The sequence below is a fragment of the Bacillus sp. UMB0893 genome, assembly GCF_002858905.1.
Taxonomy (GTDB): Bacteria; Bacillota; Bacilli; order Bacillales; family Bacillaceae; genus Bacillus_P.
Map to the genome: position 1 here is coordinate 297,902 of NZ_PKLB01000001.1, position 21,824 is coordinate 319,725.

Genomic DNA, 21,824 nt, shown 5'->3' on the forward strand with positions numbered 1-21,824 from the left:
ATCAGACAACCGTGCTGGTGTACTTTTGTATTTTGGGGATTCGTACTGCTTGTAAAATCGCTTTTTAAACTTCTGTTAAATAAACCATCTATATCAAGGTGATTATCTATTATGAAATAATCATATTAGAGAATAGAAAACGCAATCAATAAATGAAAATGAAGCTGCAAAACGGCCTATTAAACTTATATACTTACTAAAATATTGAAAAATGAAAATGATACAGAAGCAAAGGAGTGCACGTATTGTTTGAGAATATTGATGATCCAAATCTAAAACACGATATAAGTCGCAGCAATCTGCGTGCTGACTGCGAGAACTGCTTTGGCTTGTGTTGTGTTGCGCTGCCCTTCGCAGCTTCGGCAGATTTTGCAATCGATAAAGACGCCGCCAAGCCTTGTCCCAATCTGCAACCGGACTTCCGTTGCGGCATTCATAAAAGCCTTAGAGAGCAAGGTTTTAAAGGGTGTACTGTTTTTGAATGCTTCGGAGCAGGGCAAAAGGTTTCACAAGTCACTTTCGGAGGAGCCGACTGGCGTGAAGGCCCCGAAACAGCTAAGAAAATGTTCGATGTGTTTCCAGTGATGCAACAACTTCATGAGATGCTTTGGTATCTGACCGAAGCACTTACGCTGAAAGCGTCCCGTCCGATTCACAGAGAGCTTAGCTCCATGCATGGTGAGACGGAACGACTTACACAGCTTAGTCCAGATGCACTCATGCAGCTAGACGTTCCATCACACCGTGCTGATGTAAATGTTCTGCTTTTGAGGACAAGCGAACTGGTGCGGACCGAGTCACATCGCAAGCATAAATATTCCCAAAAAAGTAAGAGAATCGATCGTAGAGGAGCAGATCTTATAGGTACAAATCTTAAAGGAGCTGATCTCAGAGGAGCGAACTTAAGAGGAGCATACCTTATTGCTGCTGACCTCCGTGGCGCTGACTTGAGAGCTGCAGACCTAATCGGGGCAGATTTTCGTGATGCCGACCTTAAAGGGGCCGATCTCACAGGGAGTATCTTTCTCACCCAGGTTCAGGTTAATTCGGCAAAGGGTGATGCACATACAAAATTACCAGCCTTGCTTTCCCGCCCAGCACACTGGTCAGCGTTATAGCAAAAAATACTTACAAGAATCCCAATCTCACTCAGTAGTATATGAGAGATTGGGATTTTTATTACACATCAAGCGTGCAAGGAACGCAGATAAGTGACAAAGTTTTTGAAGCCAGTGAAAGCTTGAAAGAGATTTTTGATAGATTTTATCGGAACGGTAAAGAAATGAGTAAATAAATGAAAAATGAGGACTGTTACAGCGGGGAAGCGTCCGATAGGTGAGTTGAATCGGGATTTAATAAAGCATAAATAGATCTTGATGCCGGCGCACCCCTGAGCCGGCGTTTTAATTTGCGATAAGCAGAAAAAAATGAGGTTCTCATAGGAAAAAGTGGTGTAAAGGATGCATATGGAAATTTTTAAAAAAGGAAATAAGACCCAATTATAAAGTATCAGAAAATTTAGAAAACAGTAACAATTATCCATTTAATAAACCATGGCATCATGTGATAATGGAGTAGAATTTCACTTAATAAAAGCATTGGAAAAAGTAAGTATCAAAATTTCCCTCACCTAGATTGAAACTATCAATCCTTCGTCTATTCACTAAGTATTTTCATCATGAATTCACCAAGAACTTTCACATAAAATACCATAAGCATTTATTTCGTTCTCATTTTTACAATCTTATTAAAGTCAATGGAAAAAGTAAGTTATTTATCGGGGGTGTTTACCTGAATGCGCAGAACTGGGGATTTGAAACTAATTCAAGAACTCAATCGCTCTATTATTCTTGACATGATCCGTAAAGAAGCTCCAATCTCCAGGAGTGAAATCGCCAAACGAATTAATATTAGTCCAACAACTGTGACCTCTGCTGTAAATGAGCTGATGAATGAAGGGTTTGTCCGGGAGGATGGCATAGGTGTTTCGAATGGAGGGAGAAAACCAGTTTTGCTGAGGTTTGATCCGAACAGTCATTTTATTATAGGTGTTTCCATTTCAAATTCCTATATAAAGGTTGCTGAGATGAATCTGGACGCAGAAATACGGCGCAAGGCTGTTTACTCTACAAATCTGCATTTCGGGCAAGCTGTAATTGACCATATTTTAGAACTTATTAAACGGTTCCTTGAAAATACAGATAACATGGAGAAATGCGTTGGCATTTCAGTTATTACACCGGGAATTGTCGATGCGGATCGAGGCATCATCTCCTATAATACAAAATTAAATTTAAGACGTGTTCCCCTGAAGAAATTAATCGAGCAGCAATTTGGTCTTAAGACCTATTTAGACAATGACACGAATTCCTTTGTTCTTGCCGAAAAGCACTTTGGATCTTACAGCCAATATAAAGACGTAATTTACATTACGGTCGGGGATGGCGTTGGATCTGGTCTAATGATCAATGGTTCCATACACCGCGGTTATAGAGGAAGTTCCGGGGAACTTGGGCATACAACCGTCAATAGAGGAAGCGGCGTAAAATGTGAATGCGGCAATATCGGATGCTTGGAAAGCTATGTGAATTGGCCTGCGATTTATTCGAAAATCCTTACGGCAATTCTGACAAGAGGCCAGCAAACGAAAATACAGGAACTTGTGCCTGAGGATGTCAGCCAAATTACTCCAGAAATTTTCATAAAAGCATTAAATATGGGAGACGTGCTCTGCTTGAAAATTATGGATGAAGTTGTCTCCTATTTATCTGCAGGCATCGTAAATTATATCCATTTATTTAATCCGGAAGTAATTATTCTTGGAGGCAACATTGTCCAAGATAATCCAATGTTTATAGAAGCTATTCAAAAGGAGGTGTCAAGACACGTCATCCCAGTCCTAAAGGATGACATTCATATTCTCCCAACGACACTCGGATCTGAATTTGAAATGATGGGAGCAGCGGCTGTGCTTTTACAAGAAAAGTTTCGTTCACCGGTTTTTTAACTAAATAAATTTCTGAATATTTAAAAAGTGGAGGGATCAATATGCTGAAAGGTATTAATCAATGGTGTTATCCGGATGGAACATCACTTGAAAAAATATTTGAATACAGTTCTGAAGCTGGCTTTGAAGCAGTAGAACTAAATGTTTATGAAGAAGGCGGAATAGGGCTGACGATGGATACGGCTCCTCAAGAAGCGGCTGCTATCGTAAAAATGGCGGAGAAATATGGTCTAAAGCTGCCGAGTCTTTCGACGGGGTTATTATGGAAAGCTCCTCTTTCCTCACCTGATGAGAATGTAAGAGAAAAAGGCAGAGGCATTGTGGAGAAACAAATCGAGCTTGCTGAAGCCATGGGAATTGATACGGTATTGGTTGTTCCTGGGATTGTCAATGCAGAAACTTCTTATGCAGAGTGTTATGAGCGAAGTCAGAAAGAACTTCGCACGCTGGCTTCTTTTGCTGAAGAAAAAAAAGTGCACATTGGCATCGAAAATGTCTGGAATAAATTCCTGTTAAGCCCCCTGGAAATGGCAAGATACATTGATGAGATTAAATCTCAATATATAGGTGCTTATTTTGACGTAGGTAATGTTCTTCAATTTGGTTATCCAGAACAATGGATCCTGATCTTAAATGACAGGATTCGAAAGGTGCATGTAAAAGATTTTCGGACAAGCATAGGAAATATAACCGGTTTTGTCCCATTGTTGGCAGGGGATGTCAATTGGGCTGCAGTGATGGAGGCTCTGAACGAAATTAAGTATGACGATGTATTAACTGCAGAACTATCACCTTATTTGATTTCACCAAAAGAACTCGCAAATGATACAGCTCGACACATGGATGTTATTTTATCAAGCTCTACCACCGCTCAAAAAGTATAGGAGGGAAAATAAGATGGCAAAGGTAAAGGTTGGATTTATTGGAGTAGGCGGCATTGCATCAGTGCATTTAAAGAATTTGAGCTTAAATGAACATGCGGAGATTGCAGCCGTATGTGATCTATCAGAAGAGAGAGTAAAAGAAGCAAGTCAATTGTACGGAGCAAAAGGGTACACAGATATTGATTTAATGCTTGAAAAGGAAACAATGGATGCGCTGTTTATTTGTGTTCCGCCTTTCGCACATGGGTTTATTGAAGAGAAAGCAGCGTCTAAAGGGATTCATTTGATGGTTGAAAAACCGCTGGGGCTTGAACTGGAAGGTGTTGCTGCGAAAGCAAAAGCGATTGAGCAAGCAGGGATTATCTGCGCATCCGGATATTGTTTGCGCTATCTGGACACTGTGCAAAAAGCAAAGGAATATTTGCAGGATAAGGAAATTGCTATGGTACGCGGTCATTATCTGACTTCTTTTGTTTTAACTCCATGGTATCGAAACATGGACAAATCGGGCGGGCAATTAGTCGAGCAATCAACACATACCCTGGATCTCATCCGTTACTTGGCTGGAGATGTAAGCACGGTTTATGCAAACATGTCGCTGCAGGTGATGAATGATGTACCTGAAATTGATATTCCGGATGTAACTTCTGTCAGCTTTACACTTGAAACAGGCGCAGTAGGTCATCTTGCCAGTTCGTTTATCCAGGCGGATCACAATTCAGGAGTTGAGCTTTATGGGCGGGACTTTAGAGTAGTTCTTGATAACACAACGCTTCACATTATTGAAAAAAATAAAACGGTCACTTACAAATCGAGCATTGATTTCTATGCTGAGCAGGATCGGGCATTTATTGAAGCCATTCGGTTAAAGAATAAAGCTTTTATTCTTGCACCATATGAAGAAGCATATAAAACGTTGGGTGTAACGCTTGCTGCCAATGAATCAAACAAATTGGGCCGGGCTATTCATTTAAAAGAATTTATGTCTGCTGCTGCAGGGGTTCACTAAAAACACTTTAACCAAAATGAGGTGAGAAAATGAGGAAAGTAGCGGTTGTCGGGACGGGAACTATGGGGAAGCTGCACCTTGAAGCATGGTCTAAATTTAACGACTGTGAAATTACAGCAATTATTGGACGCAATGAATCAAGGACGCTTCAGCTTGCTGAACAGTACGGAGTTAAAGGGTTTACAGATTTAGGTGATGCGCTTGAGCTAGTAGAGGCAGATATCGTGGATGTATGTGTGCCAACTCATCTTCACAAGGAAGTCGTTCTGACCGCAGCTAAGGCTGGAAAGTCCATCATTTGTGAAAAGCCTTTAGCTTCGAGCACGAATGAGGCTTTACTCATTTCAGAAGAATGCAAGAAACATAATGTTCCTTTATTTGTCGGACATGTTCTCCGTTTTTCGCCTGAATACATGGAAGCAAGGAAGCAGATAGAAAAGGGTGCAATCGGGAATCCGGGAATCATGAAGCTCTCGAGGGTTGGACCATATCCTCTGGGAAGAGATGATTGGTACGATGATGAATCCAAAAGCGGAGGAGTTGTCCTTGACCTGGGAATTCATGACTTTGATTGGCTGCGCTCTGTTTTTGGAGAGGTTCGGCGGGTGATGGCGAAAAGAATTAAACGTGAGAGACTTGAATACGCTTTGATCACCTTGCGATTCCAATCAGGAGTTATTGTGAATGTATCCCTGGCATGGGGGATGAAAAGCTTCACAAGTTCCTTTGAACTGGCTGGAAGTGAAGGTATGATCACGTATACAAGCTCTCACCATGAACCAGTAAAGGTCGAACTGTTTGGAGAGAGAGAAAAGAATCAAGAAAAGGTCAGCGTCCCGAGCTATCTTATCGTAAGGTCACCGCTGGAAAATCAGCTTCATCATTTTCTGGATTGTATTCAAAACAAAAGTGAATCCAACGTCTCCGTATGTGATGCAATCAAGGCGATTGAAATCGCAGAAGCTGCTTTGGAATCAATGAAAACAAATAAGCCTTATGAACTGATTAAAGGGGAGGTGATGAAATGAAAATCGGCATCATTAGTTTTGCCCACATGCATGCTGCCAGTTATGCAGAGCATTTAACCGCACATGCAGATATCGAGCTTACGGCCATTTGGGATGACAGTTTTGATCGAGGAAGCAAAATGGCTGAACGATTCAGCTGTGAGTATTATGCAGATCTTAAAAGCTTTTTGGAATTGGACCTTGCAGCAGTGGTCATTTGTTCAGAAAACGCAAACCATAAAGAGCATGTTATAGCCGCTGCTAAGGCTAAAAAACATATTTTATGTGAAAAGCCAATTTCAACGAACATAAAAGATGCAGAGGAAATGATTCGTGTATGCAAGCAAGAGGAGGTCATTCTTCAGATTGCGTTTCCTGTTCGTTTCGTACCGGCCATTCAGCGGGTGAGGGAAGTCATTCAAAGCGGAGCACTTGGTGAAATTGTTGCAATTGAGGCCACGAATCACGGTCAAATGCCAGGAGGCTGGTTTGTGCAAAAAGAATTGTCAGGCGGAGGCGCTGCCGTTGATCACATCGTCCATGTGATGGATTTAATCAGATGGATGACAAAAGAAGAAGTAAAGGAAGTATATGCTGAGCTTGATACACGCTTTTATGACATCGGTGTTGAAGATTGCGGCATCGTGACGCTTGAGCTGCAGTCAGGGGCAATCGTGACAATCGATCCAAGCTGGTCGAGACCTGGTTCATTCCCTGCATGGGGAGATGTCACAATGGAAATCGTCGGAACGAAGGGAAGAATAACACTTGACGCTTTCAAACAGCATCTTGTCTTTTTCAATGAACAGGCTAAAAAAATGCAGCATATCGGCTGGGGAGATGACATGGATCATGGTCTTGTCTTGGATTTTATTCAATGCGTAAAAGAAAAGCGGGCTCCATCGATTACAGGAGAGGACGGACTGCGCACGTTAGAGGTTGTTCAGGCAGCTTATGAATCTTATAAGAACAAAGCAATGATCACATTACTTAATGAATAGGAGGGGGAGATATGAGGAAACCATATTCAATTTTATTATGTGTGTGTTTATTGTTGATTATGACAGCCTGCAGCAGTTCCAATCAATCTTCTGCTGATGGGAGAGTTACATTGGAAGTTGCTCTTTGGGATCAAAACATTAGCGAAGTCGTTGACAAATCCATTGATCTATTTGAAAAGGAACATCCAAATGTAAAAGTCAATGTCACCTATATACCTTTTGGGGAATATTGGGCAAAGCTGAGAACGAGTGCAATGGGAGGAAGCGGGCCAGATATTTTTTGGATGAACGGTCCGAACTTTTATCAGTATGCTTCAAAGGGTTTAATAAAAGATCTTCAGCCGTTTATTGAAAAGGATCAGCTTGATACAAGTGTCTATACACCAGCACTTGTTGAACTTTATACGTACGAAGACGATTTGTATGGAATGCCTTATTTCTTGGATTCAGTTGGACTCTTTTATAATAAAAAGTTATTTGATGAAGCAGGTGTGCCTTATCCGAATGAAACATGGACATGGGCAGATATTGAAGAGGCAGGGATGAAATTAACGGATAAAAACAAGAAAGTTTTTGGCTACATTGCACGGTTTGATAATCAGCAGGGCTATTACAATTTGATCCATCAGGCAGGCGGCTTCATCATCAATGAAAAGAAAACGAAATCGGGATTTAGTACCCCGGAATCGAAGGATGCCCTGCTTTTTACAAAAAAATTGATGGACAAAGGAATTTCCCCTTCCGCGAAAACCCAGATCGAGACCAAGGCAGACCAGATCTTTGGATCAGGTAAAGCAGCCATGGTTCCTGCGATTTCCGTTATTGCCCCGACATATAAGGAAATGCTTGGGGATGATCTGGGGGTTGCCCCTCTGCCAAAAGGAAAACAGAAAGCAACAATCGTTCATGGATTGAGCTGGGCAATGAATGGAAAGACAAAGCATGAGGAGCTTGCCTGGGAATTAATGAAGAAACTTTCGGGCGAAAAAGCAGGCAAATATATGGGTGAATCAGGATTCTCCATTCCAGCTTATCAAGAAGCAGAAACAATCTGGATTGAATCCATTCCATCTTTAGATTTAAAAGTGTTTACGGACTCGCTTGCGTTTGGGGTTCCTTATCCAGTCTCAGAAAATACGCAAAAATGGCAAGATACCGAGGTTAAAGAGTTCAAAAATTACTTCTTAGGAAAAACGTCAATAGATGAAGCTGCTGAAAAAGTACAAAAAGAAATGGATAAAATTTTGGAAAGTGAAAAGTAAAGAATAAAAAATTGGCAACTGGATGGTCATATCTTTTCGCTATTCTAAATGAAGGGAGTGTATCGCATGAACTATCCTCCAACGATTAAGGCAGAAACAAGAGAGGTCCTTTCCATCCATCGAAAAAAGAAAAAATGGAATAAAGAAGCCATTGCAGCCTATTTATTTATTGCACCGGTTGTGCTTGGACTTTTTGCATTTTATATGATGCCTGCCATCGCCTCCTTCTATCTTTCCTTTACAGAATGGGATGGACTGACAGCACCTGTTTTTACTGGCTTAGAAAATGCAGTGACCCTGATGCAGGATGAAACCTTTCTGCTTTCAATGAGAAATACACTGTTCTTTACCTTTGTCTCTGTTCCGCTTTCCATCGGCCTGGCTGTGATCGTAGCAGTAATGCTGAATCAAAAGATTAAAGGGATGGTCATTTACAGAACCTTATACTTCTTGCCAGTTGTGACCATGCCGGTTGCCGTTGGGATGGTTTGGAAATGGCTGTACAACTCAGAATTTGGTTTAATCAACTTTGTTCTTGGGAAGCTCCATCTTCCTCAGCCCGAGTGGCTCTTTGATGAAAAAATAGCACTATTTTCAATCATTCTCGTAAGTGTCTGGATGGGTGTTGGGCACAACATTGTACTATTGCTTGCAGGTCTTCAAGGAATTTCAGCATCTTATTATGAAGCTGCAAAGCTTGACGGGGCTTCGCGTTTGCATCAATTTTTTCATATCACCGTTCCATTGTTAACTCCGAGTATTTTTTTCGTTTTCATCATGTCGATGATCAGTGCTCTGCAAATGTTTGATTTGATTTTTATTATGGTCGGCAGTGAAACATCCATCCTTGATCCAATGCGAACAGTGGTATATGGCGTGTGGGAATCAGGATTTAAATATTTTGAGATGGGCTATGCATCAGCCAAAGCGTTCATCCTGTTTATTATCATTTTAATCATTACAATCATTCAAATGCGTCTGCAGAACAAATGGGTACATTACGATTCGTAAAGAAAGGGGAGAGTAAGATGAAAATTCAAAGAGTCTCCATACATGTCTTATTAATCTTCGGAGCTTTTATCATGATCATTCCATTCCTGTGGATGCTTTCCACCTCTTTAAAGACATTTACAGAATCTATGCAGGTTCCGCCGTCTATTTTTCCGAAAGAATGGAAGTTCAGCAACTATGCAGAGGTTTTTACAACAGTCGATTATTTAAGATATTACTCCAACACCATTATTGTAACAGTCTGCAGGACGGCAGCTCAGCTTTTGCTGTGTTCATTGGCTGCATTCGCTTTCGCAAGATTGAATTTTCCATATAAAAATCTGATCTTTATTTTGCTCTTATCTGTTTTAATGGTCCCTGCACAGGTTGTCATGATTCCAAGCTTTGTCATCATGAGCAAGCTGGGCTGGATCAACACGTTTTATGCGCTGATTGTTCCCGGCATGTTCAGTGCTTTCGGAGTCTTCCTCTTGCGTCAATTTTTCATGTCCATCCCTAAAGAGCTTGATGAAGCAGCGAAAATGGACGGCTGCTCGCTGTTCGGAATTTATTGGAGAATTATTCTGCCTCTATCAAGGCCGGCGCTTGTCGCACTTGCTATCTTTACCATCCTTGCCTCGTGGAATGATTTCTTATGGCCATTAACGATGACCAATTCTGAGAGCATGCGGGTATTGTCTGTCGGAATAGCGAACTTCCAGGGACAGCACGCAACCAATTATCCATTGCTCATGGCGGGCGCCTTAATGGCAACTATCCCAATGATTCTGCTGTTCCTTTTCCTGCAGAAGTATTTAATAGAAGGAATTACATTGAGCGGAGTTCGGAAGTAAGCGCATTTAATTAAAATACTAAATGATATAAATGGTTTTAAAGTTGGATATTCATAGAGAAATGGGGGGATTATGTGCAAACAACAACTCAAACATCTCCAGGTAACTCTAGCAAACTGGTTCTAAACAGACGGAAGAAAATTTTTACAAAGCGAGATGCTGCTGGATATCTTTTTTCAGCACCTCTATTATTAGGAATCTTTGGATTTGCTGTTTATCCAATGATTGGTGCGCTTATCTTGAGTTTTAAAAAATCATCAAGCTCATTTGAAGGAAGCTGGGCAGGTTTCAGCAATTACAAATATGTTCTAACGGATTCATTGTTTTGGCAATCAATCTACAACACTCTTTATATGGGAGCTTTGACGGTTATATTGGGAGTTTCTTCTTCCTTTATTCTGGCAAGTTTGATTCATAATGTCGCTTCCTCCAAATGGAGAAATTTCTTTAAAGGTGTCTATTTTCTTCCTAATGTGGTTTCGCTGGTTGCAACAAGTATCTTATTCTCTTTGCTTTTCAGTCCTGGAAATGAAGGGCTTCTAAATTACGTTCTCGGCTTGATTGGAATGGAGCCGATCGGATGGTTTACTGATCCCTCCTATTCTCGTTTTAGTATTGTTTTGATGACGCTTTGGGGAATGCTCGGCTATAATACGATTATTTTTATAGCTGCTTTGACTAGCGTTCCAAGGGATTTATATGAAGCAGCTGAAGTTGACGGAGCGAACTGGTTTCAGAAATGGCTTTATATCACTGTTCCATATTTAAAGCCAATTATTATTTTTATGGTCATTATAGGAACGATTAATGCAATGAAGCGTTTTACGGATGTTTGGCTGATCGGGGGAACAGCCGGAAATCCTGCAGGATCTTTGATGACAGCTGTCCTTTATATTTATAGAAATGCCTTTTTGGCTTCTCAAATGGGAATTGCAACAGCGGCATCCTATATTCTCTTTATGATCATTCTTATCCTAACCATTATCATGCTGTACTCAAATAAAAAAAATAATCTGGATTAAAGGAGGAATATCATGAAAATTGTACCGGATCAAATCCAACAGAAACACTCTGGAAGATTTATCCTTAAAGAAATGGCCCCCCAAAAAAAGGTTCGATTTGGAGGACATCTGTTGACTGGAATTTTGTTTTTGGGCTCTCTCATCATGATTGTCCCCTTTATCTGGATGGTCACGACAAGCTTTGACTGGGGAGCAAGGCTGAATATTCCTTTTCCCCCAAGATTTTGGCCAGAGGAGCCTTCGCTTATGCCTTATGAGGCAGCATTTACAAATGTTCCAATGATCAAATACATGATTAATTCGCTTCTTGTAGCAATAGGTGTAATTTTAATCAGTTTAATGTCAGCCTTATTTTCCGGATATGCCATTTCCAAGCTTAAATTTAAAGGAGCAGGGATTGTTTTGGTTCTTGCACTCAGTACGATGATGATTCCATTTGAGATGACAATGATTCCTCAATATTTGCTTTTCGATAAACTGCAGCTTCTTGATACTTACTGGGCCTTTTATCTTCCCGCATTAAATTATGCATTTGGCACTTTTTTGGCAAAGGCATTTATTGATCAGCTTCCAGGGAGTCTGCGAGAAGCTGCAATCATAGATGGTGCGAATGAATTCACCGTTTTTTTAAGAATCTATCTTCCGCTATGCATTCCGATTCTTGCAACGATGGTCATCCTGCAATTTCTGGGTGTCTGGAATGATCTATTATGGCCGCTGCTCGCACTGAAAAGTCCCGATAAATATACCATTCAATTAGGGCTTGCTATGTTTACGTACAACAAAGATATTCCTCTGCCTTCTATTATATTGGCGGCAACAAGCGTAAGTCTTGTGCCAATCGTTGCTGTTTATTTATTTCTGCAAAAATATATCGTGGAAAGCATTGCTTTATCAGGAATTAAGCAATAATTGTCCTGCTTTGCCGGGATAAATTGCATAAAAAAGAAGAGAGGGGAACCAAAATGAAAAAACTCATGATCATGTTTCTTGCATTTCTTATGTTTTTTTCGCTGATCGCTTGCTCTTCAGAATCCGGCAGTACAAGTGTAAACAAAAATATCAAGGTGGTCTCAGAGGTAAAAGGAACGGTCAGGGTGGCTCTTGCAGGATGGCAGTTAGAGAATGGACTTGACCCAATCACAGGCATTCAGGCAACGGGATTAAAAGAATATGTGGAAAAAGAATTCAAACCGAGATATCCCAACATTAAATTAGAACTGTATCAAGTTCCATGGGAAAATGCTCAGGCGAAACAGACAGCTCTTCTGCAATCAAACGATGTTGATGTTCTTTATACTGGAGGCGCATTCGCTTCACAATGGATGGAAAAGGGATTGCTCCGTGGAATCGACGATTTAATCGAAAAGGATTCATCATTTGATTCAAGCATTTATTTAGATGGTATTTGGGAGAATTCGTACAGTACAAAATCGTTTAAAGGAGAGAGATACGGTCTTCCTGCAGTACTTGGAAGAAGGATAACCATCTACGATAAAAAAATCTTTGATGAATGGGGAGTAGATTATTTATCTGACAAGCCTACTCCTGAAGAGATCTTGGATAAAGCGAAAGAAATGACAGGTAAAAATCCGAAAACAGGCAAGCAAAACTACGGGTTATGGTGGAATGGAAATGCATTAAATGCTTCTACTTTTGTTGCATTGGCTCATGCTTATGGTGCTAAAGGGGCAGAAGGAAGCCTGGATGATGCTGCTAATATTAAATGGATGCTTAATACTCCAGAAATGGTAAAGGTTCTTGAATGGCTTGAAAAAGCTGCAAAGTATCCTCCGAAAGCATTTATTAATAATCAAGGAGCAGAAAACTTCGGACTGGAAAAAAATCGAATTGCCATTGCTTTAGATCATTCTGGAGCAGGCACAATGGGAGAATTCCAGGCAAATAAAGACGAAAAGCTTTTAGATCGATTTGAGACAAGCTTAAATCTTGGACCAAACGGCGAGGGCTGGGTGGCTGCAGATCCTTTTGTTATGGCAAAAGACGCAAATAATGTTGAGGCCTCGTGGGAGGTCATGAAATTTTTAACTGGCTATGAAACTCAAAAGCACAACTATGATAACTACAAATTTACGCCAACTTTAAAAGAATCTGACTTCGTGAACAAAAATGACAAATATATGAAACGGGCAATGGAGGTAGCGGATATCTCGAAATCGACGCTAATGGATGAGGCAAATCCGTTTTTCAGCAGTGAAATAGCTCCGGCTATTAATGGATTTATCAGTAAAGCAGCAAATAAACAGGCACCTGATATTCAAACATTTCTGGATGATCTGCAAAAACGTGCTGAGAGCTGGTCTGCCAGACAATAGAAAAGATATGAAGGCGCCTGATGTTACGACTCAATTAAGAGGTGGTTAAATATGAAAATTGGATTAAGTTCGTATAGTCTGGTTTCTGCGCTGAAATCAAAAGAGATTGATATTTTAGAAGCGATCAGCTGGATTGCGGAACAAGGGGGAGAGCACATTGAAATTGTTCCCTTCGGATTTACACTTGATCACAATCCTGATTTAATCGAAGCAATTTGCCAAAGGGCCGATAGCACCGGCATCGAGATATCTAATTATGCAATTGGAGCTAATTTCATTTCTTTAACAAGCGAAGAATTTGAGAAAGAAATCGATCGTGTTAAGGGACAAGTTGATATCGCCTCACAATTAGGAGTTAAGCTGATGCGCCATGATGTTGCCTCAAGGCCTCCGCATGATGCTTCCATCCAGCAATTTGAAAAAGATCTGCCGGAGATTGTTGAGGCGTGCCGCAGGATTGCTGATTATGCTGCTGAGCATGGAATTACAACGAGCATTGAAAATCATGGGTATTTTGTTCAGGCGAGTGACCGTGTTCAAACCGTTGTGAATCATGTGAATCGGCCTAATTTTAAAACAACGCTTGATGTGGGAAATTTCATGTGTGCGGATGAGGAATCTGTATCAGCGGTAAAAAAGAATATACCGATTGCTTCCATGGTTCATATTAAAGATTTTTATTTGCGTCCGTCGCATTTCAATCCTGGAGAGGGCTGGTTCCCGACAGCATCTGGAAACTATCTGCGGGGAGCAATTATTGGTCATGGCGATATCGCGATGAGGGAGGTTTTAAAAGTGATCAAACACTCAGGATATGACGGGTATCTGTCAGTAGAATTTGAAGGAATGGAAGAGTGTAAAACAGGCTCAAGAATCAGTATGGAAAATGTGCGCAGAATGTGGGAAGAAGTTTAAACTAATGTGGAAAATGGGAGGATTAAGCGATGAGTAAACTAAAGATCGGAGTCATTGGTGCTGGTTCTATTTCAGAGATGCATCTGCAGTCCTATGAAAATAATGATTTTGCAGAATTGTATGCGATCTGTGATTTGAATGAAGAAAGAGCACATGAAAAAGCAAAAAAGTACAATGCGTCAAAGGTTTATTATGATCATGAATCGCTACTTGCTGATCAGGAGATTGATGCTGTCAGCATATGTACTTGGAATAACTCTCATGCCGAAATTGCCATTGCTGCACTTGATGCAGGCAAACATGTATTAGTTGAAAAACCGCTTTGCACAACAGTAGCTGATGCATTGAAAATTGAAGAGGCGGTCAAACGAAGCGGTAAGCTCCTGCAAGTTGGTTTCGTCAGACGTTACGCATCAAATACTGCAATTATTCAAAAATTCGTGAATCAAAATCATTTTGGCGAAATCTACTACGCAAAAGCCTCTTGTTTGCGCCGTTTAGGAAATCCTGGAGGCTGGTTTGCGGATAAAGACAGATCAGGAGGAGGACCTCTCATTGATCTTGGAGTCCATGTCATAGACATTTGCTGGTACTTAATGGGGAAACCGAAAGTGAAATCGGTCAGCGGCAATACGTATTCAAAGCTCGGAAATCGGTCTAATGTTGAGCATCTATCGTTTTATCAAGCGGCAGATTATGATCCTGATAAGAACACAGTGGAAGATCTGGCTAACGCCATTATCCGATTTGAAAATGGCGCTTCATTGATGGTGGATGTCAGCTTTACCCTTCATGGGAAAAAAGATGAATTATCAGTGAAATTGTATGGAGATAAGGGAGGATTTGAGCTTGAGCCCGAATTATCCATCGTTACTGAACATCATGATATTATTTTGAATGCAACGCCTCAGATCGATAAGCTTTCTTTCGATTTTATACAGGCTTTCCAAAATGAAATTGATCACTTTATTGCAGCATGTAAAGGAGAAAAAGAAACGCTGAGTCCGGTAGAAGATGGAATTGAAATGATGAAAATACTTTGTGCGATCTATGAATCCAGTGAAAAAGGTATGGAAATACAGTTCGGACAGAGCGTTGAAGTGTAATAGAATCTAAATTGTGTATGGAAAGGAGGAGAATCGTCTAATGAGTACCGGCTGGGTTACTGGAAATCTCTACAGACTATGCGATTGGTTTTACAGGCTCGCTTTCTTAAATTTAATATGGATTGCGTTTACTCTGGCCGGATTCATTCTATTTGGCATCTTTCCTTCCACGACAGCTGCATTTTCTGTCATACGGAAATGGTTAAGAGGAGAAAAAGATGTGCCGCTTGTCCGCACGTTCTGGCAATCCTACCGTAAGGAATTCATTCATTCTAATAAGCTTGGCATACTTTTTGGACTCACTGCCTGCATCCTATTAGTTGATTTGAAGTTTGTACAAACTTTGCATGGGGTGGCATTCATCTCTTTAACAAGCATTTTTAGCTTATTGATTATTTTGTTCGTATTTACTCTGATCTACATTTTTCCTGTATATGTTCATTATGAGCTGAGGACACTTTTATACATTCGGCAAGCTTTCTTGATTGCTATCGTAAATCCTATTCAGACCATTTTGCTGGTGCTTGCGTCAGTACTCTCCTTCTACGTCACTATGATGCTGTCAGGTCTCTTTCTTTTCTTTGGAATAAGCGGTATCTCGCTTTTGATTATGTGGTATTCATTACGAATCTTTATGAATATGGACATGGAAATAAAAAAGCATCTTGCACCAGAAAGTTAAGGTGAATAACTAAAAAATGATTTTTATTTTAAAAACCTTCTACTTTTGTTTCAGCTTAAGCGTAGGATCCCTTCAATTTCTTAATTTATACTATGGTGAGATTGGGCTTGCGAAAGGGCAGATTGGCATCCTGTTTGCAATCGGGCCGCTTGTGATGATTGTTGCTCAGCCTGTATGGGGTGTACTGACGGATTTATGGGACCGGCCCAAGGCAACGCTGCTATTGACTCTCTTTGGTTCAGCAGGGACAGCCGTCTTTTTTCCCTTTGCATATGAGTTTCATCATTTCGTCGTTTTAAATCTTTTTTATTGGTTTTTTCAAAGCTCCATTAACCCAATTGCCGATAGTACAGCTCTTGCTTTGCTGGAAGATCGCAATGATTTTGGCAAAGTCCGTTTGTGGGGCTCGTTAGGGTATGCAATCGGTGTCATCAGTATAGGGAGAATTCTTGATTATATCGGGTTAGAATTCATGTTCTTGCTGCACAGTGCAGTGCTGCTTTTAACATTGCTTGTATTATTGAGACTGCCGATTCAAAAAGGCGAGAAGAAGCATTTTCGTATGAAGGAAGCGGCTGGCCTCCTAAAAAATCAAGCATTTGTGGTGTTCTTGTTATTTAATTTTTTGCTGCAGCTGACGATCAATGCGAATAACTCGTTTTATGGCATTCATTTGCAGTCCCTTGGTGCCAGCATTACAATAGTAGGGTTTACGCTGCTTTTAAAATCAATTTTGGAAATTCCTTTTTTCGCGGTATCGGGCAAACTGATGAAGAGATTTTCTTATCCTATGCTTTTGTCATTTGCCGCTTTTAGTTATGCATGCAGGTGGAGTGTGCTGGGTTTCAGCGATCATTTGCAAGTGCTGATTTGGACTCAGATCTTGCTTAGTTTTTCTTTTAGTATTCACTATTTTGCATCTGTAGCCTATGTAGATGTATTGACACCGCAAAATTACCGGGCTACCGGTCAAACTCTTTATACGGCTGTAACCCTTGGATTGGGCGGAGTATCAGGCAATCTTTTAGGCGGAGGGGTTCTGAATCATTTTGCAGCAGACACAATGTACCAGCTCACGACTATCTTTGCACTTGCTGGCATTCCGTTTTTATGGATGAAAAAGAAAGGTCCCTCAATAAAGGCCAGCCAAATTAAAGATATCTAAAAAAGAATTTGTTCTTTTCCTGAATATAAATCTAGTAAGTCTCTCCCATAACAGGGAGGGGCTTTTTCTTTATTTTTGACCGTATTTTTAGCGAAAATGTAAAAATAGTATGAACTTAATGACGAATGATCCCGAATCTTTACACAAAACTAAAACTCTTTTACACTGCCTTAACCATGCCAACTTGTTGATAAGTTAGATTATAGATAGTAAGTGAAGAGGAAGGAGGAATCAGAATGAAAGTTCAGGATGAGGCGATCTTGCACTTGCAGATTGCAGAGTCGATTATTGAAAAAATTCGCAGCGGAGAGTATCTGGAAAGCGAAAAGATTCCTTCGGAAAATGAGCTTTGCCGTCAATTTCATGTGAATCGGCATGTGGTGAGGCAGGCGATTGCGAGAATGACCAATCTCGGGTGGGTCACACCTGTTCAGGGAAAGGGCTGCTATATTAATCGCATTATGAAACCCGTCCAGTACGTTCTGTCCTCTCAAACTCGGTTTTCAGAGAATATGTCAAATCAAGGCGTTCCGCATAAAAGCAAGCTTCTGCATTGGGAAATAGGCATGCCGTCAGAAGAGGAGCGAGTCCATCTGGAGCTTGAGGAAAGTGATACCATCTATCGTTTAGAGATTTTGAGATATGTAGATGAGACACCGATGTCCGTCACGACGACCGTTTTTCCAGTAATAGAGGTCCCTGGACTGGAAAACAAGTTTGAAGGGTTTCATTCCTTATATGGGCTGCTTGAAAAGCACTATCAGTTTCGTCCTGTGCGAAGCAAATCGATCTTTCATGCGAGTCTTCCATTTTTGAAGGATGCAAAAGTATTGCGTATTCCTGAGAGCGTGCCAATTGTGCAAATTGAAAGTCTGATGAACCATCCAGGCGGTTCACCAGTTGAATACAGTATTGCAAGAGTCAGAAGCGACATGCATCGATGTCTGATCGAATTTTAAGGGGGTGTTGTCTGCATTTATTTGGAGAGATTTTGTGTTTGCTGAAAATTCGATTTACACCACACTAAAACAATTTAAAAGGAGAATTTTCTATGAAAAAATGGTTTGTTCTTATGTTCCTCTTTACTTTTGCAGCAGTGATGTCAGCATGTTCAGCAGATGCTCAAAGCGGAGGCGGAGGCAGCGATGATACTTTAACGATTGCCTGGTATCCAAATGAGTCGGGTGCGGATTTAAAAGGTGCCCGTGAAGAGATTGGAAAAGTAATTGAAGAAGCAACAGGCAAGAAAGTCGAGCACAAAACGACGACAGATTACATCATTGCAATCGAATCAATTGCAAATGGAAATGCAGACATCGCATTTATGGGTGCGCAAGGATATATTGAAGCAAATGCTAAAAATGATAAAGTACAGCCTTTAGTCGTTCCAAGCGGAGCATCAGGCACAATTGATGACGCTGTTTATCACAGCTGGCTTGCGGTTCAAAAAGAGAATGCAGACTCTTATAAAGACGGAGAAGAGTTTAAGATTGATTCTATCGCAGATAAAAAGTTTTCTTTTGTTTCAAATAGTTCAACTTCAGGCTTTAAAGTACCATCTGACGGAATTGTTTCTTATTTCGGCAAAATGGACGAGTACAAGGATTTAAAAGCAGAGGATTTGTTAGAAGGCGGGAAGTTCTTCAGCGAGGTTCAATATGGCGGTTCTCACCAAGGATCAGCAGTGAATTTGCTGACAGGAAAATCGGATGCAGCAGCATTTTGTGATACATGTGTACAAAACTATGTAGAGCTTTCTGAAGGTAAACAGAATACTGCTGGTGCGGTTTACAAAGTGAAAGAGGATGCTGCAGAGCCATTTAATACAGTACCAGGAAAAGAATTCACGTTAATTTCTGTTACACCAGTATTGAATGCACCATTTACAGTCAATACAGAATCAGTCAGTGAAGAAGATATTAAATCTCTTAAAGAAGCGTTTACTTCTGATGAAATGGCAAGCAATGAGAACATTTTTGTTCCGGAAGATTCAGAGACTTCAGGCTTATTCTACAAGACGGATAAAGAGCGTTTCCTTGAGGTTGAAGATGCATGGTTTGATCCGATTCGCGAATTATCAAAATAAATAAATGAAGAAGAGGGAGATAACTATGACAACGTTGCTTCAATTAAACGGAGTATCTAAGCAGTATGGAAAAGATACGAAGGCGTTATCAGATGTTACCTTCTCTGTAAACGAAGGAGAGTTTGTTTCCATTATTGGTCCATCAGGAGCAGGGAAATCAACGCTCCTTCGTTGCATCAACAGGATGATTGATGCGACTGACGGAGAAATTATGTTTGATAATACGAATTTGCAGTCTTTAGGAAAACGGGAATTGAGACAAGCCAGAACGAAAATTGGCATGATCTTTCAGCACTATAATCTTGTGAATCGTTTAAGCGTGATTGAAAATGTGCTGCATGGAAGACTTGGCTATAAATCAGTTTTCGCCGGTATGCTTGGTATTTATAAGGAAGAAGAAAAACAGAATGCTTTGAAAATCCTTCAAGCATTAGGACTTGGCGATCAGATTTATAAGAGATGTGATCAGCTGAGCGGCGGACAAAAACAGCGTGTTGGCATTGCAAGAGCATTAATTCAAGATCCAAGGCTGCTGCTGTGTGATGAACCGATTGCTTCGCTTGATCCAAACGCTTCAAAAATTATTATGGATCATTTAAAGACTATCTCCACATCGATGGGAATTACGGTCCTTGTTAATTTGCATCAAGTGGATGTTGCATTAAAATATTCTGACCGCATTATTGGTGTCAGTAAGGGTGAGATTGTTTACGATGGCCCTCCGAAAAATTTAACAACAGATCAAATACACAGTATATATGGCTCAGAAGCGGGAGAATTGATTATGGATGCAGGTGGTCGCAATGCAGTCTAACTTCTTTATGAAAAAACGAATTCAATCTGCAGTGATCTTGGCCGTTCTTTTATCGGTCACATACGGGGCGATGATGATCACGCAATTTAGTTTGCAAGATGGGCTAGCCTCCATTCCAAAAGCGATTGTTTGGGGATTTTCAAATTTTTATCCAACTAGTGAATCTTTAGAAAATCTTCCTTCAATCTTTGAAAAGCTAATTGAAACATTGCTGATTTCCATTGCAGCAGCATCTATGGCATCTGTGCTTGCGGTTTTCTTTGCGATTGCCGGTTCGAAAACAACGAAAGTAAATGGTTTTTTTGCAGGTGTAAGCAGGGGAATTGCTACTCTATTTCGGAATATCGATGTTGCTGCCTGGGCCATGATTTTGCTTTTTTCCTTTGGACAAAGCTCTCTGACTGGATACTTTGCTTTATTCTTCGTATCCTTTGGCTTTCTGACAAGAGCATTCATGGAAACGATTGATGAAGTCGGTCATGGCGCAGTTGAGGCTTTGCAGGCAACAGGTGCCGGTTATTTTACGGTAATCATTCACTCTGTCATCCCTGCAAGCCTGCCGCAGATGATCAGCTGGGTGCTGTTCATGATTGAAACCAATATTAGAAGTGCAACGCTGGTTGGTATCTTGACAGGGACAGGAATCGGATTTTCTTTTGACCTTTATTATAAAAGTCTTAATTATTCTTCAGCGAGCCTGGTCGTTCTTCTTATTGTTGCTTCCATATTGCTCATTGAAACCATCTCTAATTATGTGAGGAGGGTGATTTTATAATGAAGACAGATGGCTTTTCCATACCTCCTAATGCTGAAGGAAAACGGATTAAAGTAAAGCCGTTTAATAAATCGTCATTTATTATACAGCTGACGATGATGGCCCTTGCTATTCTTACAGTTTATGGGTTTATAAGCTTTGATTATAAGGATGTTACTTTGCTCGGAGGTCTTGCGTCTACATTTGATAACTTTAAAGTCATGTTTACTGAGGCTCATTTTGTTCACTTCACCTTTTCAGAAGCGATTTATCAAGTGCTTATTACAGTTGGGCTCGCAGCTCTTACTACCTTGTTTGGAGCTGTGATTGCCTTGTTTCTTGGGCTGTTTGCAGCACGGAATTTATCGAATGAAAAGGTTTCAGCTGTGATTAAAGGCGCTGTTGCTTTTATTCGTGCAGTTCCAACAGTTCTCTGGGTATTAATTTTTGCCGTGGCTGCCGGACTTGGCAGTGTAGCTGCGGTTATCGGGATGACTTTTCATTCTGTCGGATATTTAATCAAGGCCTATTCCGAGTCCTTTGAAGAGATGGATGAAGGTGTGATTGAAGCTTTGCGGGGCAGCGGCGCAAGCTTCTGGCATATTGTATTTCAGGCCGTTATTCCTTCGACTATTACTTATCTTATTTCATGGACATTTTTAAGATTTGAAATTAACTTCGGTGTAGCTGTTGCAATGGGTGCAGCAGCAGGTGCAGGCGGAATTGGCTTTGATCTGTTCATGGCAAGCGGTTTTTACTTTGATCTCAGAGAAGTAGGTATGATCACTTACTTTATATTAACATTTGCGATATTACTTGAAATTTTAGCGATACGAATTAAATCAGGACTTCATGTCCGCTAAAGGAACGCCGAATGCTTCGGCGTTTTTTTGTTGGATCTTAGTCTGCAGGATCCACCTTCTCTTTATC

The 21,824-nt window shown here is 40.6% G+C and carries 21 protein-coding genes; all 21 read left to right on the top strand.

Translation table 11 applies throughout. From position 1 onward, the window contains the following. The first annotated feature begins 245 nt into the window (after positions 1-245). The gene (locus CYJ36_RS01535) at positions 246-1,118 is read left to right on the top strand and encodes a pentapeptide repeat-containing protein (protein ID WP_101564148.1); all 873 of its coding nucleotides are present in this window, start codon (positions 246-248) and stop codon (positions 1,116-1,118) included. 677 nt (positions 1,119-1,795) lie between these two features. Then, positions 1,796-3,007, top strand: coding sequence for an ROK family transcriptional regulator (locus CYJ36_RS01540; protein WP_101564150.1), 1,212 nt, complete (start codon positions 1,796-1,798; stop codon positions 3,005-3,007). A gap of 41 nt (positions 3,008-3,048) precedes the next feature. Then, positions 3,049-3,891, top strand: a complete 843-nt coding sequence (locus CYJ36_RS01545; RefSeq protein ID WP_101564152.1) for a sugar phosphate isomerase/epimerase family protein — start codon at positions 3,049-3,051, stop codon at positions 3,889-3,891. 13 nt (positions 3,892-3,904) lie between these two features. Continuing rightward, on the top strand, positions 3,905-4,900 hold the full coding sequence (locus tag CYJ36_RS01550; RefSeq protein ID WP_101564154.1) for a Gfo/Idh/MocA family protein: 996 nt from the start codon (positions 3,905-3,907) through the stop codon (positions 4,898-4,900). Positions 4,901-4,929: 29 nt separating this feature from the next. Next, the gene (locus tag CYJ36_RS01555) at positions 4,930-5,928 is read left to right on the top strand and encodes a Gfo/Idh/MocA family protein (RefSeq protein WP_101564156.1); all 999 of its coding nucleotides are present in this window, start codon (positions 4,930-4,932) and stop codon (positions 5,926-5,928) included. After that, positions 5,925-6,908, top strand: a complete 984-nt coding sequence (locus CYJ36_RS01560; RefSeq protein WP_101564158.1) for a Gfo/Idh/MocA family protein — start codon at positions 5,925-5,927, stop codon at positions 6,906-6,908. Before CYJ36_RS01555 ends, CYJ36_RS01560 begins: the two co-directional genes overlap by 4 nt. Before the next feature lie 11 nt (positions 6,909-6,919). After that, positions 6,920-8,170: an ABC transporter substrate-binding protein gene (locus CYJ36_RS01565; RefSeq protein ID WP_101564160.1), complete on the top strand. Its 1,251-nt coding sequence runs from the start codon at positions 6,920-6,922 to the stop codon at positions 8,168-8,170. Positions 8,171-8,236: 66 nt separating this feature from the next. Continuing rightward, complete coding sequence (locus CYJ36_RS01570) at positions 8,237-9,181, top strand: carbohydrate ABC transporter permease (protein ID WP_101564162.1); 945 nt, start codon at positions 8,237-8,239, stop codon at positions 9,179-9,181. Positions 9,182-9,198: 17 nt separating this feature from the next. Next, the gene (locus tag CYJ36_RS01575) at positions 9,199-10,014 is read left to right on the top strand and encodes a carbohydrate ABC transporter permease (RefSeq protein WP_101564165.1); all 816 of its coding nucleotides are present in this window, start codon (positions 9,199-9,201) and stop codon (positions 10,012-10,014) included. Between the two features lie 74 nt (positions 10,015-10,088). Next, positions 10,089-11,036, top strand: a complete 948-nt coding sequence (locus CYJ36_RS01580) for a carbohydrate ABC transporter permease (protein WP_101564167.1) — start codon at positions 10,089-10,091, stop codon at positions 11,034-11,036. Positions 11,037-11,108: 72 nt separating this feature from the next. Continuing rightward, on the top strand, positions 11,109-11,948 hold the full coding sequence (locus tag CYJ36_RS01585; RefSeq protein ID WP_101565593.1) for a carbohydrate ABC transporter permease: 840 nt from the start codon (positions 11,109-11,111) through the stop codon (positions 11,946-11,948). A 53-nt stretch (positions 11,949-12,001) separates the two neighbouring features. After that, entirely contained in the window at positions 12,002-13,372 is a 1,371-nt protein-coding gene (locus tag CYJ36_RS01590) for an extracellular solute-binding protein (protein WP_101564169.1), read from the top strand. 51 nt (positions 13,373-13,423) lie between these two features. Then, positions 13,424-14,287, top strand: a complete 864-nt coding sequence (locus CYJ36_RS01595) for a sugar phosphate isomerase/epimerase family protein (protein ID WP_101564171.1) — start codon at positions 13,424-13,426, stop codon at positions 14,285-14,287. 29 nt (positions 14,288-14,316) lie between these two features. Continuing rightward, positions 14,317-15,393, top strand: coding sequence for a Gfo/Idh/MocA family protein (locus CYJ36_RS01600; RefSeq protein WP_101564173.1), 1,077 nt, complete (start codon positions 14,317-14,319; stop codon positions 15,391-15,393). Between the two features lie 40 nt (positions 15,394-15,433). After that, positions 15,434-16,075 (top strand): YesL family protein, encoded by a 642-nt coding sequence (locus CYJ36_RS01605; RefSeq protein WP_101564175.1) that lies wholly within the window; start codon positions 15,434-15,436, stop codon positions 16,073-16,075. A gap of 16 nt (positions 16,076-16,091) precedes the next feature. Then, positions 16,092-17,240, top strand: a complete 1,149-nt coding sequence (locus tag CYJ36_RS01610) for an MFS transporter (RefSeq protein ID WP_101564177.1) — start codon at positions 16,092-16,094, stop codon at positions 17,238-17,240. Positions 17,241-17,476: 236 nt separating this feature from the next. After that, positions 17,477-18,199: a phosphonate metabolism transcriptional regulator PhnF gene (phnF, locus tag CYJ36_RS01615; protein WP_101564179.1), complete on the top strand. Its 723-nt coding sequence runs from the start codon at positions 17,477-17,479 to the stop codon at positions 18,197-18,199. 92 nt (positions 18,200-18,291) lie between these two features. Then, the gene (locus CYJ36_RS01620) at positions 18,292-19,326 is read left to right on the top strand and encodes a PhnD/SsuA/transferrin family substrate-binding protein (RefSeq protein WP_101564181.1); all 1,035 of its coding nucleotides are present in this window, start codon (positions 18,292-18,294) and stop codon (positions 19,324-19,326) included. A 25-nt stretch (positions 19,327-19,351) separates the two neighbouring features. After that, positions 19,352-20,140, top strand: a complete 789-nt coding sequence (phnC, locus tag CYJ36_RS01625; protein ID WP_101564183.1) for a phosphonate ABC transporter ATP-binding protein — start codon at positions 19,352-19,354, stop codon at positions 20,138-20,140. Continuing rightward, complete coding sequence (locus tag CYJ36_RS01630) at positions 20,130-20,915, top strand: PhnE/PtxC family ABC transporter permease (RefSeq protein ID WP_101564185.1); 786 nt, start codon at positions 20,130-20,132, stop codon at positions 20,913-20,915. Before phnC ends, CYJ36_RS01630 begins: the two co-directional genes overlap by 11 nt. Continuing rightward, positions 20,915-21,757, top strand: coding sequence for a PhnE/PtxC family ABC transporter permease (locus CYJ36_RS01635; RefSeq protein WP_101564186.1), 843 nt, complete (start codon positions 20,915-20,917; stop codon positions 21,755-21,757). The genes CYJ36_RS01630 and CYJ36_RS01635 overlap by 1 nt, the downstream gene beginning before the upstream one ends. The last annotated feature ends 67 nt before the right edge of the window (positions 21,758-21,824 follow it).

What these genes read in the sequence shown, in the direction of transcription:
- CYJ36_RS01540 (WP_101564150.1), top strand. Translation starts at nt 1,796, where the DNA reads ATGCGCAGAACTGGGGATTTGAAACTAATTCAAGAACTCAATCGCTCT.
- CYJ36_RS01545 (WP_101564152.1), top strand. Translation starts at nt 3,049, where the DNA reads ATGCTGAAAGGTATTAATCAATGGTGTTATCCGGATGGAACATCACTT.
- CYJ36_RS01550 (WP_101564154.1), top strand. Translation starts at nt 3,905, where the DNA reads ATGGCAAAGGTAAAGGTTGGATTTATTGGAGTAGGCGGCATTGCATCA.
- CYJ36_RS01555 (WP_101564156.1), top strand. Translation starts at nt 4,930, where the DNA reads ATGAGGAAAGTAGCGGTTGTCGGGACGGGAACTATGGGGAAGCTGCAC.
- CYJ36_RS01560 (WP_101564158.1), top strand. Translation starts at nt 5,925, where the DNA reads ATGAAAATCGGCATCATTAGTTTTGCCCACATGCATGCTGCCAGTTAT.
- CYJ36_RS01565 (WP_101564160.1), top strand. Translation starts at nt 6,920, where the DNA reads ATGAGGAAACCATATTCAATTTTATTATGTGTGTGTTTATTGTTGATT.
- CYJ36_RS01570 (WP_101564162.1), top strand. Translation starts at nt 8,237, where the DNA reads ATGAACTATCCTCCAACGATTAAGGCAGAAACAAGAGAGGTCCTTTCC.
- CYJ36_RS01575 (WP_101564165.1), top strand. Translation starts at nt 9,199, where the DNA reads ATGAAAATTCAAAGAGTCTCCATACATGTCTTATTAATCTTCGGAGCT.
- CYJ36_RS01585 (WP_101565593.1), top strand. Translation starts at nt 11,109, where the DNA reads ATGGCCCCCCAAAAAAAGGTTCGATTTGGAGGACATCTGTTGACTGGA.
- CYJ36_RS01590 (WP_101564169.1), top strand. Translation starts at nt 12,002, where the DNA reads ATGAAAAAACTCATGATCATGTTTCTTGCATTTCTTATGTTTTTTTCG.
- CYJ36_RS01595 (WP_101564171.1), top strand. Translation starts at nt 13,424, where the DNA reads ATGAAAATTGGATTAAGTTCGTATAGTCTGGTTTCTGCGCTGAAATCA.
- CYJ36_RS01600 (WP_101564173.1), top strand. Translation starts at nt 14,317, where the DNA reads ATGAGTAAACTAAAGATCGGAGTCATTGGTGCTGGTTCTATTTCAGAG.
- CYJ36_RS01605 (WP_101564175.1), top strand. Translation starts at nt 15,434, where the DNA reads ATGAGTACCGGCTGGGTTACTGGAAATCTCTACAGACTATGCGATTGG.
- CYJ36_RS01610 (WP_101564177.1), top strand. Translation starts at nt 16,092, where the DNA reads ATGATTTTTATTTTAAAAACCTTCTACTTTTGTTTCAGCTTAAGCGTA.
- phnF (WP_101564179.1), top strand. Translation starts at nt 17,477, where the DNA reads ATGAAAGTTCAGGATGAGGCGATCTTGCACTTGCAGATTGCAGAGTCG.
- CYJ36_RS01620 (WP_101564181.1), top strand. Translation starts at nt 18,292, where the DNA reads ATGAAAAAATGGTTTGTTCTTATGTTCCTCTTTACTTTTGCAGCAGTG.
- phnC (WP_101564183.1), top strand. Translation starts at nt 19,352, where the DNA reads ATGACAACGTTGCTTCAATTAAACGGAGTATCTAAGCAGTATGGAAAA.
- CYJ36_RS01630 (WP_101564185.1), top strand. Translation starts at nt 20,130, where the DNA reads ATGCAGTCTAACTTCTTTATGAAAAAACGAATTCAATCTGCAGTGATC.
- CYJ36_RS01635 (WP_101564186.1), top strand. Translation starts at nt 20,915, where the DNA reads ATGAAGACAGATGGCTTTTCCATACCTCCTAATGCTGAAGGAAAACGG.